The sequence below is a fragment of the Halothiobacillus sp. genome, assembly GCF_027346185.1.
Classification (GTDB): Bacteria; Pseudomonadota; Gammaproteobacteria; order Halothiobacillales; family Halothiobacillaceae; genus Halothiobacillus.
The window spans coordinates 1-14,913 of sequence record NZ_DAIESY010000158.1 but is presented as its reverse complement, the minus strand read 5'-3'; the positions used below and the strand labels follow the sequence as shown (position 1 = coordinate 14,913).

General features: G+C 57.6%; 13 protein-coding genes and 1 pseudogene. 1 reads left to right on the top strand and 13 read right to left on the bottom strand.

Features of this window, described 5'->3' with window-relative positions; genetic code table 11:
- The 13 genes and pseudogenes from M7R55_RS11190 to M7R55_RS11130 form a co-directional block, all read right to left on the bottom strand.
- On the bottom strand, positions 1-1,139 hold a 1,139-nt coding region (locus M7R55_RS11190; protein WP_298220578.1), incomplete at its 3' end, for an amidohydrolase family protein.
- 22 nt (positions 1,140-1,161) lie between these two features.
- Positions 1,162-1,797 carry a uracil phosphoribosyltransferase gene (gene upp / locus M7R55_RS11185; protein ID WP_298220576.1) on the bottom strand — a complete coding sequence of 212 codons (636 nt, stop codon included), beginning with the start codon at positions 1,795-1,797 and terminating at the stop codon, positions 1,162-1,164.
- Between the two features lie 10 nt (positions 1,798-1,807).
- Positions 1,808-2,323 (bottom strand): nucleoside deaminase, encoded by a 516-nt coding sequence (locus M7R55_RS11180; protein WP_298220574.1) that lies wholly within the window; start codon positions 2,321-2,323, stop codon positions 1,808-1,810.
- On the bottom strand, positions 2,320-3,732 hold the full coding sequence (locus M7R55_RS11175; protein ID WP_298220572.1) for an 8-oxoguanine deaminase: 1,413 nt from the start codon (positions 3,730-3,732) through the stop codon (positions 2,320-2,322). Before M7R55_RS11175 ends, M7R55_RS11180 begins: the two co-directional genes overlap by 4 nt.
- Before the next feature lie 42 nt (positions 3,733-3,774).
- Positions 3,775-4,701, bottom strand: a complete 927-nt coding sequence (locus tag M7R55_RS11170; protein ID WP_298220570.1) for an ABC transporter permease — start codon at positions 4,699-4,701, stop codon at positions 3,775-3,777.
- The gene (locus M7R55_RS11165; RefSeq protein ID WP_298220567.1) at positions 4,698-5,807 is read right to left on the bottom strand and encodes an ABC transporter permease; all 1,110 of its coding nucleotides are present in this window, start codon (positions 5,805-5,807) and stop codon (positions 4,698-4,700) included. Before M7R55_RS11165 ends, M7R55_RS11170 begins: the two co-directional genes overlap by 4 nt.
- Complete coding sequence (locus M7R55_RS11160; protein WP_298220565.1) at positions 5,800-7,350, bottom strand: ABC transporter ATP-binding protein; 1,551 nt, start codon at positions 7,348-7,350, stop codon at positions 5,800-5,802. The genes M7R55_RS11165 and M7R55_RS11160 overlap by 8 nt, the downstream gene beginning before the upstream one ends.
- A 66-nt stretch (positions 7,351-7,416) precedes the next feature.
- On the bottom strand, positions 7,417-7,917 hold the full coding sequence (uraD, locus tag M7R55_RS11155; RefSeq protein WP_298220563.1) for a 2-oxo-4-hydroxy-4-carboxy-5-ureidoimidazoline decarboxylase: 501 nt from the start codon (positions 7,915-7,917) through the stop codon (positions 7,417-7,419).
- Positions 7,908-8,852 (bottom strand): allantoinase PuuE, encoded by a 945-nt coding sequence (gene puuE / locus M7R55_RS11150; protein WP_298220561.1) that lies wholly within the window; start codon positions 8,850-8,852, stop codon positions 7,908-7,910. The genes uraD and puuE overlap by 10 nt, the downstream gene beginning before the upstream one ends.
- On the bottom strand, positions 8,849-10,045 hold the full coding sequence (locus tag M7R55_RS11145; protein WP_298220559.1) for a urate hydroxylase PuuD: 1,197 nt from the start codon (positions 10,043-10,045) through the stop codon (positions 8,849-8,851). Before M7R55_RS11145 ends, puuE begins: the two co-directional genes overlap by 4 nt.
- A 34-nt stretch (positions 10,046-10,079) precedes the next feature.
- Positions 10,080-10,802: a GntR family transcriptional regulator gene (locus M7R55_RS11140; RefSeq protein WP_298220557.1), complete on the bottom strand. Its 723-nt coding sequence runs from the start codon at positions 10,800-10,802 to the stop codon at positions 10,080-10,082.
- Between the two features lie 183 nt (positions 10,803-10,985).
- On the bottom strand, positions 10,986-11,357 hold the full coding sequence (locus M7R55_RS11135; protein ID WP_298220555.1) for a hypothetical protein: 372 nt from the start codon (positions 11,355-11,357) through the stop codon (positions 10,986-10,988).
- 8 nt (positions 11,358-11,365) lie between these two features.
- Positions 11,366-11,485, bottom strand: a pseudogene (locus tag M7R55_RS11130) (IS5/IS1182 family transposase); the annotation flags it as partial.
- An 80-nt stretch (positions 11,486-11,565) separates the two neighbouring features.
- Here M7R55_RS11130 and mfd point away from each other — a divergent pair.
- The coding region (gene mfd, locus M7R55_RS11125) for a transcription-repair coupling factor (protein ID WP_298220553.1) at positions 11,566-14,913 on the top strand (3,348 nt) is incomplete at its 3' end.

The following is a 14,913-nucleotide window of genomic DNA, read 5'->3' as shown; positions in this document are numbered from 1 at the left end:
GGATCCTGTGCCTGCAACACCAGCATGTCCGCACGCGCACCGATGGCGATACCATAATCTTCAAGCCCAAGGATGCGCGCCGCCCGCGTGGTGACGGCATCGAAACAATCCCGCATCGCCGTCTGGCTCGTCATTTGCGCCACGTGCAGGCCCATGTGCGCCACCTCCAGCATGTCGCCGGAACCCAGGCTGTACCACGGGTCCATCACGCAATCCTGACCGAAGGCGACATCGATCCCGGCGGCCAGCAGCTCCGGCACCCGCGTCATGCCGCGGCGTTTGGGGTAGGTATCGTGCCGCCCCTGCAAGGTGATGTTGATCAATGGGTTGGCAATGGCGGAGACCTCGGCCTCGGCCATCAGGGGAATCAATTTGGACACGTAGTAGTTGTCCATCGAGTGCATGGAGGTAAGGTGCGAGCCTGTCACGCGCCCCTGCAAGCCCAGTCGTTGGGTGTGATAGGCCAGCGTTTCGATGTGCCGCGAGAGTGGATCATCGGACTCGTCGCAGTGCATATCCACCCGTAAACCGCGCTCGGCCGCCAGCTCACACAGGATGCGGATCGATTCGGCGCCATCGGCCATCGTGCGTTCGAAATGCGGGATGCCACCGACGACATCGACCCCCATGTCGAGCGCCCGGATCAGGTTCTTCAGCCCGGGAGGCTGGCGCAACAAACCATCCTGCGGGAAGGCGACCAGTTGCAGGTCGATGTAGGGTTTGACGCGTTCGCGCACCTCGAGCAGCGCTTCGACGGAGAGTAGTCGTGGATCGCTGACATCTACATGCGTGCGGATTGCGAGCAAGCCCTTGGCGACTGCCCAGTCACAATAGGTCATTGCCCGCTCGATCAACGCCTCCTGTGTCAGCAACGGCTTGAGTTCACCCCAAAGGGCAATGCCCTCGAGCAAGGTGCCGGACTGGTTCACCCGTGGCAGGCCATACGATAGGGTGGCGTCCAGATGGAAATGCGCATCGACGAAGGGCGGGCAAACCAACTGCCCGGCCGCGTCGATGATCTTTTTGGCCTCAGCCGGAAGCCGGGGCTGCATGGCGGTGATCCTGCCTTGTGCGACCCCGATATCCATACCGGTTCGACCATCGGGCAAGGTACTGTTTTTAACAATCAGGTCAAACATGGCTTAGCTTTCCAAGACGTTGTTATCGGGTACCAAACATGCGGTCGCCCGCATCGCCCAGTCCGGGCACAATGTATCCATGATCGTTGAGGCATTCATCCAGTGCGGCGGTGGTGATTTCGACATCCGGATGCGCTTTTTGCAAAGCCTCGACACCTTCTGGCGCGGCGAGCAGGCACACGAAGCGGATGCTCGTTGCACCGGCCGCCTTGAGCCGGTCGATGGCGGCAATCGCGGAATGCCCGGTGGCCAGCATGGGATCGACCACCACAACCAGTCGTTCGGCAATATCTGAGGGCATCTTGAAGTAGTATTCAACCGCTTCCAGCGTGTGCGGATCGCGATACAAACCGATATGCCCGACTCGGGCGGCGGGCATGAAATCCAGTACGCCATCGAGCATGCCATTACCCGCGCGCAAGATCGACGCGACACACAGCTTTTTGCCGCTGATCAGTGGCGAGGACATCTCCGTGAGTGGGGTCGAAATCTGCACATTGGTCGTTGGCAGATCACGGGTGACTTCATAGGCCAATACCTGGCTGATTTCACGCAGCAGTCGCCGGAAGTTTTCGGTGGTGGTTTCGCGCATCCGCATCAAGGTCAGCTTGTGCTGCACGAGGGGGTGGTCAATCACGCGTAAGAAATCATTATTCATTGAATGCCTCTTAATCATGGTTCCGCCAGAAATCCCGGTGCACCTGCCGCGTTTCTTCGATCAACTCCTCGACCGGCCCGATCAGCACAACCGGTTTCTGGCCATGGGCATACACATAATGCGATGACACGCTCATGGTCGGGTTTTCATGATGATTGCCCGTTTCCGCCAGCAGTTGTTCTTCGGTCATGGCAAACACAACGCGACCGATATTGGCCCAGTACGCCGTACCCGCGCACATGCAGCAGGGCTCGACCGCGGTGTACAACGTGCATTGCCACAGGAATTCCGGCGAATAGTTGGTGGCGGCAACCCGGGCCAGGGTGGATTCGGCATGATTGACGGTATCGATATTGCACTGTTCGAGCAGTACCGTTTCGTGATCCGGCCCGACCAGCAGGGCACCGAAGGGATGCCGACCAAGTTCGAGCGCCCTCAGTGCAATCTCGTTCGAACGGCGCAGGTGGCGCAGAATCTGTTTACGTGTCGGTTCGGATCGGACAGGATCAAGCGCTGCGACACTCATAGAATCCCCGCCCGACGCAGCATACCGTGACTGATCTGGTTATGTTTTTTGACGAGACCGGATACATCAATGCCGACCAACTGATGGTTTTCTACCACAACGCGCCCGTTGATGACCGAAAGCCAGACCGTGCCCGGCGCACAGGTCAAAAGGGCGGCGACCGGATCGCCCAAAGCCCCGGCATGGCCGAGGTCATCCACGCGAAAGGCCACCACATCGGCGGCCTTGCCCGGTTCCAGACTGCCGATGTCGTCACGTTGCAGCACGCGTGCGCCGCCGAGTGTCGCCAGTTCCAACGCTTCGCGAGCCGAAAACCGGTCGGCATTCGATTCGAATCCGGGCCAGCCGACCCGTTGCAGCAGCATTGCCTGACGCGCTTCACCCAGCAGATGGTTGCCGTCGTTGCTGGCCGAGCCATCCACACCCAGCCCCACGCGCACGCCGCGATCGACCATTTTGCGCACCGGCGCGATGCCCGAAGCGAGGATCATGTTGCTGCTGGCGCAATGGCACACCCCGCTGCACTGATGCGCCATGCGGTCGATATCCGAATCGCTGGGATGAACCATGTGGGCAAACCACACATCGGGCCCGACCCACTCGACCGATTCCGCGTAATCCAAGGGGCGCTTGCCGAATTTTTCGAGGCAGAAGCGTTCTTCATCCAGCGTTTCAGCCAGATGCGTATGCAGGCCCACTTTCTCGTAGGTACGGGCCAGTCGGGCGCTTTCACGCATCAGATCAGCCGTCACGCTGAAGGGCGAACACGGCGCAAGGCCAATGCGCAGCATCGAACGCGGTGCGGGGTCGTGGAAGGTCTCGATCACGCGCTGGCTGTCTTCCAGAATGTCCTTCTCGCGCTGCACCACCCGATCCGGCGGCAGGCCGCCCTGACTCTGACCGAGGCTCATGCTGCCGCGCGTGGGATGAAAACGCACCCCCATGTCCTGCGCGGCGGCGATCTCGTCGTCCAACCGCGAGCCGTTCGGGAACAAATACAGGTGATCGGCTACCGTCGTGGCGCCGGAGAGTATCAATTCGGCCAGACCGACTTGCGTGCTGACATGAATCGCCTCCGGGTTCATTTCCGCCCAGACGGGATAGAGCAGCTTCAGCCAATCGAACAGCGCGTAGCCCCGACCGGTGCCGATGGCGCGAGTGAGCGTCTGATACAGGTGGTGATGGCAATTGACCAATCCCGGCAGAACCACGCAACCACTGGCATTGATGGTGCGGTTGGGTTGACGTGCCAGCGGGTCTTCGGCAATCCAGAGATCAATCGCCGCAGCCGTACCCACCCTCAGAATCGCATTACCCTCAATCAGCACGCTGCCCTGCGCGATTTCCTCACGCCGGGCATTCATGGTGACTACCACCTCGGCGTTATGTATCAACAACCGCTCAGCCATCGAATCCTCTCTTTATTGGTAAACACCGTGCGCGCACCGAAGTTACGAGCGCGGATAAAAACTCACACCCAGCGACATCGGCTGATTGAGCAGAATAGTTTTCGGGTTGCGGCTAATCAGCACCAGCACCACGATGGTCACGATATACGGCAGCATGGAGAGAATCTGCGACGACACATGAATACCCAAGCCCTGACCGTAAAACTGCATCACGGTCACACCACCGAACAGATAAGCGCCGACCATGACGCGCATCGGTTTCCAGGTGGCGAACACCACCAACGCCAGCGCGATCCAGCCGCGCCCTGCCGTCATGCCTTCCACCCACATCGGGGTCACGACAAGCGAAAGATAAGCCCCGGCAATGCCGCTCATCGCACCGCCGAACAGAATCGCGAAATAACGAATACGGATCACGGGATAACCTATGGCATGAGCGGAAACCGGCGATTCACCCACGGCACGGACAATCAAGCCCCAACGCGACGACTTGAAGAACCAGATCAGAGCGAACAGCAAGACAAACGAGCCATACACCACGAGGTCGTAGTGGAACAGCAGAGGGCCCAGCACGGGGATATCACTCAGATAAGGAATTGTGATTGGCGTCAAGCCGGTCAGCGACATGCCAACATAGGGCTTGCCGATGAACGCGCTCAACCCCGCACCGAACAGGGTCAACGCCAGGCCCGTCGCGACCTGATTGGTTTGCAGATGCTGGGTGAGCACGGCGAAGATCAGGGCCATCCCCATGCCACCCAACATGCCGCAGAAAAATCCAAACGCCAGGCTGCCGGAATCCTTGGCGACCGCGAACCCGATCACCGCGCCGAGGAGCATCATCCCCTCGACCCCGAGATTCAACACGCCTGCACGCTCGGTGACCAGTTCGCCAAATGCCGCGAAGGCCAATGGGGTTGCCGCCGTCACGACACTGACGAGGATGAGAATGATTTGCTCGGTGCTCATGTAATGTCTCCTTCCGGTTCCGGTGGTGGCATGAAGGTGGTGCGTGGCTCACTCTGCTTGGGTTTGAGCCGATAGTGAATGAATATATCGGCGGCCAACAGGTAGAACAGCAGCAACCCCTGGAACAATCCGGTAATGGCCGAAGGCAGGTTCAGATCCATCTGCGCCGTGTCACCCCCAAGATAAAGCAGGGACAGCAGCAGGCTCCCCAGCAGCACGCCCAAGGGATGCAGGCGGCCCACGTAAGCAACGATGATTGCGGCAAAGCCATAGCCGGGCGAGATGGTGGGTTGTAACTGGCCGATCGGGCCTGCGACTTCGGCCATGCCCGCAAAACCCGCGAGCCCGCCACTGATCAGCAGCGCGAACCACACATTGCGCTTTTCGCTGAACCCGGCATAACGCGCCGCATCGGGTGCCTGCCCGCTGACTTCCATCCGGAATCCGGCAAACATTTTGAAGGAGAAGAACCAGGAAACGGCCACCAGCACTAACGCCACGATAAAGGCCCAGTTCACCCGGAAGCCTTCAATTAGCGCCGGGATGGTTTCCACATCGGTAAACATCTTCGATTGCGGGAAGTTGAAGCCCTCAGGATCACGCCACGGGCCCTGTACCAAATAACCAAGGAACAACTGCGCCACATACACCAGCATCAAGGTGACCAGAATTTCGTTGGTATTAAAGCGTGTACGTAGAAAGGCGGGAATCGCGGCCCAGGCCATGCCGCCCAGAACACCGGCCAGCATCATTAATGGCAACACCCAGAAGGCTTCCGTGTTGTAGAAATAGAGTGCGACGCCGCCAGCGGCAATGGCCCCCATCGTGAACTGGCCCTCGGCCCCGATGTTGAACACCCGCGCCCGAAAGCCAATGGCAAGCCCTACCCCGCAGAGAATCAACGGCGTGGATTTCAGCAACCACTCACTGATGCCATAGGACGTGGTAAGCGGCTTGATGAAGAATACCCAGAAGGCCTGCAGAGGATCCTTGCCCATGATGCTGAACAGGATATAGCCCGTCACCAGCATCAGTACTGCCGCAATCAGGGGCGAAGCGAACATCATCGCCTTTGAGGGCTGCGGCCGGCGTTCCAATCTAGGCATGCTGCACCTCCTCGACCTTAGCATCTTCAAACGCGCCACTCATCCACAGGCCAATTTTCTCCACGGAGGTTTCGGCTGCGGGAATGGCAGGCGACAAGCGCCCATCGGCAATCACGGCAATGCGGTCGCAAATCATGAACAGCTCCTCCAGTTCCTCGGAGACCACCAATACGGCCACACCTTCGTTGCGCAGATCAATCAATGCCTGACGAATGATCTGCGCCGCCCCCACATCCACCCCCCAGGTCGGCTGCGCGACGATCATTACCTTCGGCCGCTGGGCTATTTCCCGCCCGACGATGAACTTTTGCAAATTTCCGCCCGAAAGGCTGCTGGCCAACGCCTCATCGCCGCCGCACTTCACATTGAACCGGGCGATAACATCCTGCGCAAACGCTCGAACCTTGGAGTAGGAAATCAGGCCGTTATTGACCAGACCATCCCCTGTTCCCGACGTTAACAGCGCATTGAGCCGCAAACTCATCGAGGGGACGGCACCCCGACCCAGCCGTTCTTCGGGCACGAACCGCAGGCCCAGATCGCGCCGCTGTCCGGGCGAAAGCCGATCGGCCGTCACACCACAGATCGTCGTCGTAGCGCCCTTTGGCATGGGATGCTCGCCCGATAGCGCCGCCATCAGCTCTTTCTGACCATTACCGGAAATGCCGGCAATCCCCACGATCTCGCCACTGCGCACGTCGAGGTTGATATTCTTCAAAGGGGTGCCGAACGGGTCGATCGTGGGTAGGCTCAGTTGCTTCACACTCAATCGGGTTTCCGCGGGTGCCTGGGGCGCCATCTGGCATTCCGGCAGACTGCGGCCGATCATCATCTGCGCCAGCGATTCGCGGGTTTCCTCGCTCGGAATCGCGGTGCCGGTCACCCGGCCACCCCGCAGAATGGTCGCCTTGTCGCAAAGCGCCTGAATTTCATCGAGCTTATGGCTGATATACAAGATGCTGCAGCCTTCGGCCGCGAGGCGGCGGAGCGTTTCAAACAGTTTCAACACCGCTTGAGGCGTCAATACCGAGGTCGGCTCATCCATAATCAGCAGGCGGGGATTGTTCAGAAGACAGCGCACAATCTCAACGCGCTGACGCTCACCGACCGACATACTGTGGATCAGCCGATGCGGATCGATCGGCAAGCCGTATTGCTCGGATACCTCCGTGATGCGTTGCGCCAGTTGATTGGGTGCTATGGCCGAATCCAGTGCCAGAGAAATGTTCTCAGCGACCGTGAGCGTTTCAAACAGAGAGAAATGCTGGAACACCATCCCGATGCCGATCTTGCGCGCCTGGGCGGGCGAATCGATGGATACTTCCCGGTTATCCCAAAGCACGGAACCCGAATCGGGTTTGGTCACCCCGTAGATGATTTTCATCAGGGTACTTTTGCCCGCGCCATTTTCGCCAAGCACCGCGTGAATCTCGCCGGCTCGAACCACGAGATTCACATCTTGATTGGCAATCACGGAAGGATAGGCTTTGGTAATGCCTATCAACTCCAGACGCGGAGGCCTTGTTGGGGTATCGGTGTTCACTCAACTCTCCTTCTCAAGGACATCCTCAAAGCCATTTCGAAAAGCCATCCCTGACGGGAAGACCCGTCAGTCTGAAACCAATTTGAAAACACGGATACAGGCTATCTTGATCAGCTCATCGATCGCCATGGCAAACTCGTCCGAGGGATCGTTCGTCATCCGCGATTCAAGTCGCCGCATGATTTCATGTTTATCCAGCCCGGTCACGGCCACCACAAACGGGAAACCCATCTTCTGCTCGTAGTCCGCATTGTCCTTTTCGAATCGGGCGAACTCGTCTTCGGTCAGTGCATTTAGCCCGGCCTGACTTTGCTCGGACGATGAAAAGCCCTGAACCCTTACCCCGGAACCCAGTTTCGGGTGGTGGATCAGGGCGGATCGCTTTTGTGCCTCATCGGCCGCGTGGATGATCCCGGCGATTTTGTTATTCAGATCAGCATGATCGGCAAAGGGGCGGGAGGCTGCCAGCCGGTCGATGGCCCACTCGGCGTGCTCCAGCAGCGGCTTGAAGTTCGCAGCGAACACCTCGGCAGATAGCCCGTTGATCTGGTCGATGGTCATCCGCATGGATGGTTTTCCATCCAGTGACGGGCGATTTCATCCCGCCGACAAACCCACACATCTGGTTGTGCAAGCACGTACTGGATGAATCGCTTCAAGGCCAACAACCGCCCCGGGCGCCCGGAAATACGGCAATGCAGGCCAATGGACAGCATCTTCGGTGTGTCCTCGCCCTCGGCATAAAGCACATCGAAACTGTCTTTAAGGTAGGTGAAAAACTGGTCGCCTGAGTTGAAACCCTGCGCGGTGAGAAAGCGCATGTCATTGGAATCCAGCGTATAAGGCACGATCAGATGCGGCTTGCCCGCGCCCGGCACCCAATACGGCAGATCGTCCGCATAGGAATCCGAATCGTACAGTGGCTTGGCTTCTTCCAGCAGGATCGAACGCGTTGCCGCCGTATCCCGCCCGATATACCAACCCGCCGGTTCGCACCCGATCATGCTTTTGTGAATCTCGATTGCCCGGCGAATATGCGCCCGCTCGACATCGGGTGTGACCGATTGATAATCGATCCAGCGATAACCATGGCTGGCGATTTCCCAGTTCGATTCGAGCATGGCTTCAACCGCATCAGGGTTTTGCTCGATCGCTCGGCCCACCGCGAAGACTGTCGCCGGTACACCGAATTCGCCGAACAATCGGTGCAGACGCCAGAAGCCGGCACGCGAACCGTATTCATACAACGATTCCACGCTCTTGTGCCGCAAACCGACACGAGGGGCGGCATTGATGACATCGGATAAAAACGCTTCCGAGGCCGGGTCGCCCTCCAGAATGCAGTTTTCGCCACCTTCCTCGTAATTGATGACGAATTGCACGGCGACCCGCGCCCCATGCGGCCAGGCCACCTGTGGCGGTGTACGCCCGTAACCGATCAGATCACGTGGATAGCCGTCGTTCACGACCGAGTTGATGGTCTGACTTACGGCTTGGCTCATGGCTTGCCCCCTGTCTTGTATTGCTTGATCCATTCTCCGATGAGTGTCCGTTCGGCATCGGTCATGTGCGTCACGTTGCCGAGCGGCATGGCATGCGTGGCCACTGCTTGCGCGTAGATGGCATCACGGTATTTCTCAATGTCCGCTTTCGACGCCAGTGAAACCCCATTGGGCGGCGCATTGAATCCGGGAAAGGTCGGTTTCTGGGCATGACAGACAATACAATGCGTCTGCATAACCTGATACACCGCATCGAAGCCGACTTGCTCCGTGTTTGCCTGCGCCACAGTCGGTTTGGGTGCTGTAAACCAGACAGCAAAGGCAATCAGGAAGAAAGGAACCACCAAAAACAGGTAGTTTTTGCGACCCTGGTTTTTCAGGTTGAAGAAATGCCGAATCAAAACGCCCGCCAGCGAAATCAATACCAGCAGTATCCAGGCATGTTCGTTCGCGAAGGCGATCGGGTAATGCGCGGCAATCATGATAAACAGGACCGGCAAGGTGAAGTAGTTATTGTGCAGTGAACGGATGAACCCGCGATGCCCAATATCGCCATCCGGCGGCACCCCCGCCTGCATGGCCTTCACCATCGTTTTTTGCGAGGGGATAATCACGAAAAAGACGTTGGCAACCATAATGGTGCCAATCACCGCGCCGACATGGATAAAAGCCGCCTTCGCGCTCAAGAAATGGAATGCACCCAAAGCGTACAGCGCGATCAGGCCAAAGATCAGGGAGAAAAACACCAGACCGTTTTCAACCAGTTTCGTTTTGCACATGGCATCGTAGATCAGCCACATGACAACAATCGAACCGATAGCAGAAATCAGCGCGATCTGGGGTGGGATATCTGCGACAGTCGAATCGACAAGATAGAGCGACGGAGCGCGGTAAAAGACGAGAACCAGCAAGGCAACACCCGTGATCAGGGTGAAATACGCCTCCCATTTGAACCAGTGCAGCAGATCCGGCAGTTTGGGAGGCGCGACCTCGAACTTTTCCACATGGTAGAAGCCGCCACCGTGAACCGCCCACAAATCACCTGCAACACCGGGGGTCAGATCGCCTTTACCGCGTTCCAGATGCCCTTCCAGCCAGTTGAAGTAGAACGACGCACCGATCCAAGCAATGCCGACGATGAGGTGCGTCCATTTGGTCATCAGAACCAGCCATTCGAGCATGTAGGAATCCATAATTCACCCTCAAGGCCGGTTGATTTTCAGCAAATCACGACCTGTCTACTTCAAGTATTCGGTACAAATCCGTCTCTATATTCTGTTTGCCAAAATACAGGTTGTCCTCAATATGCTGCAGATGCTCATGCATCAGGCTTTCTGCCAGTTCACCCGGCCCTTTCACCATCACATCGACCAAGGCCGAGTGATCGACGCAGGCACAACCACCAGAACCCGACAGGTTGTACTGCGCCACGATCAGCGAAGTACGGGCAATCATCTTTTTACCCATCTCGGCCAACGGTTTATTGTTGGCAATATCCGCGATATAAAAATGGAAGTCGATGGACTTTCTAAGACCTCTGGCTCGATTACCACTCATGAAATAGCGGTTCTCTTCGCGAACCATCGCATTCAGAGTTTCTTCCTGAAATGTGGTCAGCTTGCCTGCCACCTTACGAATCACGGCACCTTCCACAATCCGTCTCGCCTCAAAGTATTGAGGGACGTCTTCCGGTTCAGTCGTCGTAACGATCGCGCCGATGTTGGGTTTGATATCCACCACGCCTTCGTAGGAAAGCCGCAGTAGCGCCCGTCGCACAACGGTGCGACTGACCGAAAAAATATCGGCCAGCGATATTTCGGTGAGCCTCGCCCCAGGTTGCAACTTCTGCTCGATGATGACATCGAACAAACGCTCATAAACGATGCCTTCCTGACTTTTCGATCCTTTGGATTTTTCCACATAACCCCCCTTGCGACAGAGTGTACTCAATCCGAAATTTCTTGAAATTCAATACTTGACTGGATTGTATACAATTTGAACATCATCATGCAATTTATTTTACTTTTTCTCGGCCGTAACTGTGAACCAGATTTTCAGTGTTACGCAGGATTTTTTAAGGAACCCGCCCCTGAACTTATCCCTAGATAAATTTTACAGGATATAAATCAATAATTAATCAGATTCATGGTTAAAAAACCATGAATCAATCATGCAGTATTTTGTAAACAATTTGCGAACGGGGTGCTGCTGAGCCGAGCCTGCGGGCGACGGCATCTGTCCAAGAACAGTCGATAACTTGATTGAAAGTCTTAGGGAAACTCTGCACGAATCGCCTCTCAACGCTCTTTTCAATTTTCGACCAAAAATTGGCTTTTTTGGCTCAAATTCTCTGCTTTTAGCACCAATTTTCCGCGTTTTTTGGCGGATTCCGGTTGTAATCAGGCCAGCAATCACCTGCGATGCAGTTATAAATTGGCCAAAGCCATCATGCTCATGACCTGCACACAGTTTTTCTCCAAGCCTTTGCAGCGTACCTGTAGGCAACCAAAATGATACAGGGGGCGCAACACGGCCAATAACCGCGACCAGGAAACGACCTGTTCCATTTCTTCGAGAAACATCTCGCTCTTGGTCTGTTTCTTCTTGTTCGCAGACTCAAGATCGACAAAACTGGGCTAATAGCTTTTGAGGCGATTACCCTGCAGGATGGTGCCAGAATGAGGCTATAGTGATATCTATAACGATTCGGGCAGTGATTACCTTAACGGCAGCGGATGCGCATCCGCGCCAAATGCGCCACAATCTCGTTCGTTTATCCACTCGAACCGTGATCATGGCGCCAACCAAACCCATCCGACTTTCCGTACCCAAATCCGCGAACGATCCCCTGTTTCTGCGCAGTGCCAGCTTTATTGGCACAGCGTTTACCCTGGCAGATTTTTCCAAACGGGTGCCGCACCCAATGCTGGTGATTACAGCCAATAGCCGCCAAGCCAACGATCTGGCCGAAGCGCTGGCCCTGTTCGACTGCCCTGCGGATATTTTTCCTGACTGGGAAGTGCTGCCCTATGATCGCTTCTCGCCGCATCAGGACTTGATCTCCGACCGGCTCGCCCGGCTCTGGCACCTGCCGCGTACGCAAAGCGGCATCACCCTGATCGCAGCACCAACTGTGTTGCAGCGTCTGGCACCACCTTCCTTCGTGACCGGCCACGGTTTTTTACTCAAGGCAGGCGACACCCTCGATCGCGAGGCCTACCGCCAGCAACTCACCGATGCGGGCTATCTGGCCGTCAGCCAAGTGGCACAACCCGGCGAATTTGCTTTGCGCGGCGGCCTGATCGACGTGTTCCCGATGGGCATGAGCCAGCCGGTGCGCATCGACCTGTTCGACGACGAAATCGAAACCCTGCGGCTATTCGACCCCCAGACCCAGCGCTCGGCCGAGCCGGTCGAGGAAATCACCCTGTTGCCCGCGCGCGAATTTCCGCTCAACGAGGAAGGCATTGCCGTGTTCCGCCGGAACTGGCGTAATCGTTTCGAAGGCGACCCGACCCGCAGCCCCATTTACAAGCAGATCAGCGACGGGCTGATTCCGGCGGGCATCGAAACCTATCTGCCCTTGTTTTTTGAACACACGGCCACCCTGTTCGACTACCTGCCCAAAGACGCCCTACTCTTCGCGCTGCCCGGTATCGATCAGGCTCTGGGCGATTTCATTGAAGATACCATCGCCCGCTTTACCCAACGCGCCGGGGATGTCAGTCACCCGATCCTGCGCCCGGACGAGCTCTATCAAACCGCCGAGCAATACCAGCAGCAGATAAAAAGCTGGCCGCGACTGATCACGCTTGATGCAACAGACCCGACCATGCCGCAGGCCATCGTCCTGCCGCATCAACCGCTGCCGCCACTGAACGATCCGACAACCGGCCTGGCCCAACGCGGTGAAACTGAACTGCTGGGCCTTACTACGTTTGCCGAAACGTTTGCCGGACGGATTCTGGTCACGGCAGAAAGCCCGGGACGACGTGAGGCATTGGCCGAACAGTTGCAAAAGGCCGGTCACCCCACGCCTGTCTTCGAACGGTTCGACGATTGGCTGGGCAGCGAGGCACGCCTTGGCCTGCTGGTTTCACCCATCGAACACGGCGCCATCATCCATCTGCCTGATGCGACCGTTGCGCTGGTAACCGAAACCGATCTGTTTGCCGAGCGCGTGGCACAGCGCCGCAAATCCAGCGCGCGCACCCGCGATGCCGACGCGCTGATCAACAACCTCAATGAACTGGCCGAAGGCGCACCCGTCGTGCATGAAACCCATGGCGTCGGACGGTTTGGCGGGTTGGTCACGCTGGAAATGAACGGGCTCGCGCAGGAGTTCCTGATCCTGTACTACGCCGGGGACGACAAGCTCTACGTGCCTGTTTCCTCGCTGGAGCTGATTTCCCGCTACACCGGCGGCAGTGAAGAAACCGCGCCGCTGCACCGGCTCGGCAGCGGCCAGTGGGAAAAAGCCCGCAAACGTGCCGCCGAGCAGGTGCGCGACGTCGCAGCGGAACTGCTGGACATTCACGCCCGACGCGCCGCCAAACGCGGGCAGGCGCTGCCCACGCCCAAAGAAGAGTACGCCCGATTCGCCAACAATTTCGCCTTTGAAACCACGCCCGATCAGCAATTGGCCATCGATAGCGTGCTGGCCGATATGGCGCGGGCGCAACCGATGGATCGCGTGGTATGTGGCGATGTCGGTTTCGGCAAGACTGAAGTCGCCATGCGGGCGGCCTTCGTGGCCGTGATGAATGGCAAACAGGTCGCCGTTCTGGTGCCGACCACACTGCTGGCCGAACAGCATCTGCGTAATTTCCGCGACCGTTTCGCCGGCTGGCCGGTACGGATCGAAGGCTTGTCCCGCATGAGCAACGCCAAACAAACCACCGAGGTGCTGGCCGACGTGGCATCCGGCCAGGTCGACATCGTCATCGGCACACACAAGTTGCTCAGTGATCATCTGGATTTCAAGGAGCTGGGTCTGGTCATCATCGATGAGGAACAGCGCTTCGGCGTGCGCCACAAGGAACAGCTCAAGCGCCTGCGCGCCGAGGTCGATCTGCTCACGCTCACGGCCACACCGATTCCACGCACCCTGAACATGGCGCTCTCCGGCATTCGGGATCTGTCGATCATCGCCACGCCGCCGCGCGAACGACTGTCGGTCAAAACCCTGATCCTGCGCTGGGATGACGCCCAGATCCGCGAAGCGGTACAGCGTGAACTCAAACGCGGCGGCCAGGTTTATTTTCTGCATAACGAGGTGCGCACCATCGAGCGGATGGCCAAGCAGCTGGCCGATCTGATTCCCGAAGCCCGCATTGCGGTCGCCCATGGCCAGCTTTCCGAGCGCGGGCTGGAGCAGATCATGGCTGACTTTTATCATCAGCGTTTCAATGTCTTGCTTTCGACCACCATCATCGAATCGGGGATCGACGTCCCGACCGCCAACACCATTTTGATCAATCGTGCCGATAAATTCGGCCTCGCCCAGCTGCACCAATTGCGCGGGCGGGTTGGCCGGTCGCACCACCGTGCCTACGCCTATCTCATCACGCCGGAACCGGCGCTGATGACCCCAGATGCCGTCAAACGACTGGATGCATTGGCGGCGCTCGAAGAACTGGGCGTTGGCTTCACGCTGGCCACGCACGATCTGGAAATTCGCGGTGCGGGCGAACTGCTGGGCGATGGTCAATCCGGCCAGATGCATGAAGTCGGCTACACGCTGTACATGGATCTGCTCGATCGTGCCGTCAAGGCCCTCAAATCCGGCAAACAACCGGATCTGGCAGGCCCGCTGGAACGTCAGACCAGCGAAGTCGATCTCGGCCTGCCCGCGCTGATTCCCGCCGATTTCGTGGCCGATGTCCATACGCGCTTGATTCTGTATAAGCGCTTGGCAAACTGCGCCGATCAAACCGAGATCGACCGCATGAAAGTCGAGCTGATCGACCGCTTCGGCCTGCTGCCGGATGCCACGCAAACGCTGATCGAAACCCATCGGCTGCGCCTGCTCGCTCGCGGCATCGGCATCAAGAAAATCGAA

Excerpts from the sequence above, each read along its gene's own strand:
- M7R55_RS11180 (WP_298220574.1), bottom strand. The coding sequence starts at position 2,323 with ATGAGTGTCGCAGCGCTTGATCCTGTCCGATCCGAACCGACACGTAAA.
- M7R55_RS11165 (WP_298220567.1), bottom strand. The coding sequence starts at position 5,807 with ATGCCTAGATTGGAACGCCGGCCGCAGCCCTCAAAGGCGATGATGTTC.
- M7R55_RS11175 (WP_298220572.1), bottom strand. The coding sequence starts at position 3,732 with ATGGCTGAGCGGTTGTTGATACATAACGCCGAGGTGGTAGTCACCATG.
- upp (WP_298220576.1), bottom strand. The coding sequence starts at position 1,797 with ATGAATAATGATTTCTTACGCGTGATTGACCACCCCCTCGTGCAGCAC.
- puuE (WP_298220561.1), bottom strand. The coding sequence starts at position 8,852 with ATGAGCCAAGCCGTAAGTCAGACCATCAACTCGGTCGTGAACGACGGC.
- M7R55_RS11170 (WP_298220570.1), bottom strand. The coding sequence starts at position 4,701 with ATGAGCACCGAGCAAATCATTCTCATCCTCGTCAGTGTCGTGACGGCG.
- uraD (WP_298220563.1), bottom strand. The coding sequence starts at position 7,917 with ATGCGGATGACCATCGACCAGATCAACGGGCTATCTGCCGAGGTGTTC.
- M7R55_RS11145 (WP_298220559.1), bottom strand. The coding sequence starts at position 10,045 with ATGGATTCCTACATGCTCGAATGGCTGGTTCTGATGACCAAATGGACG.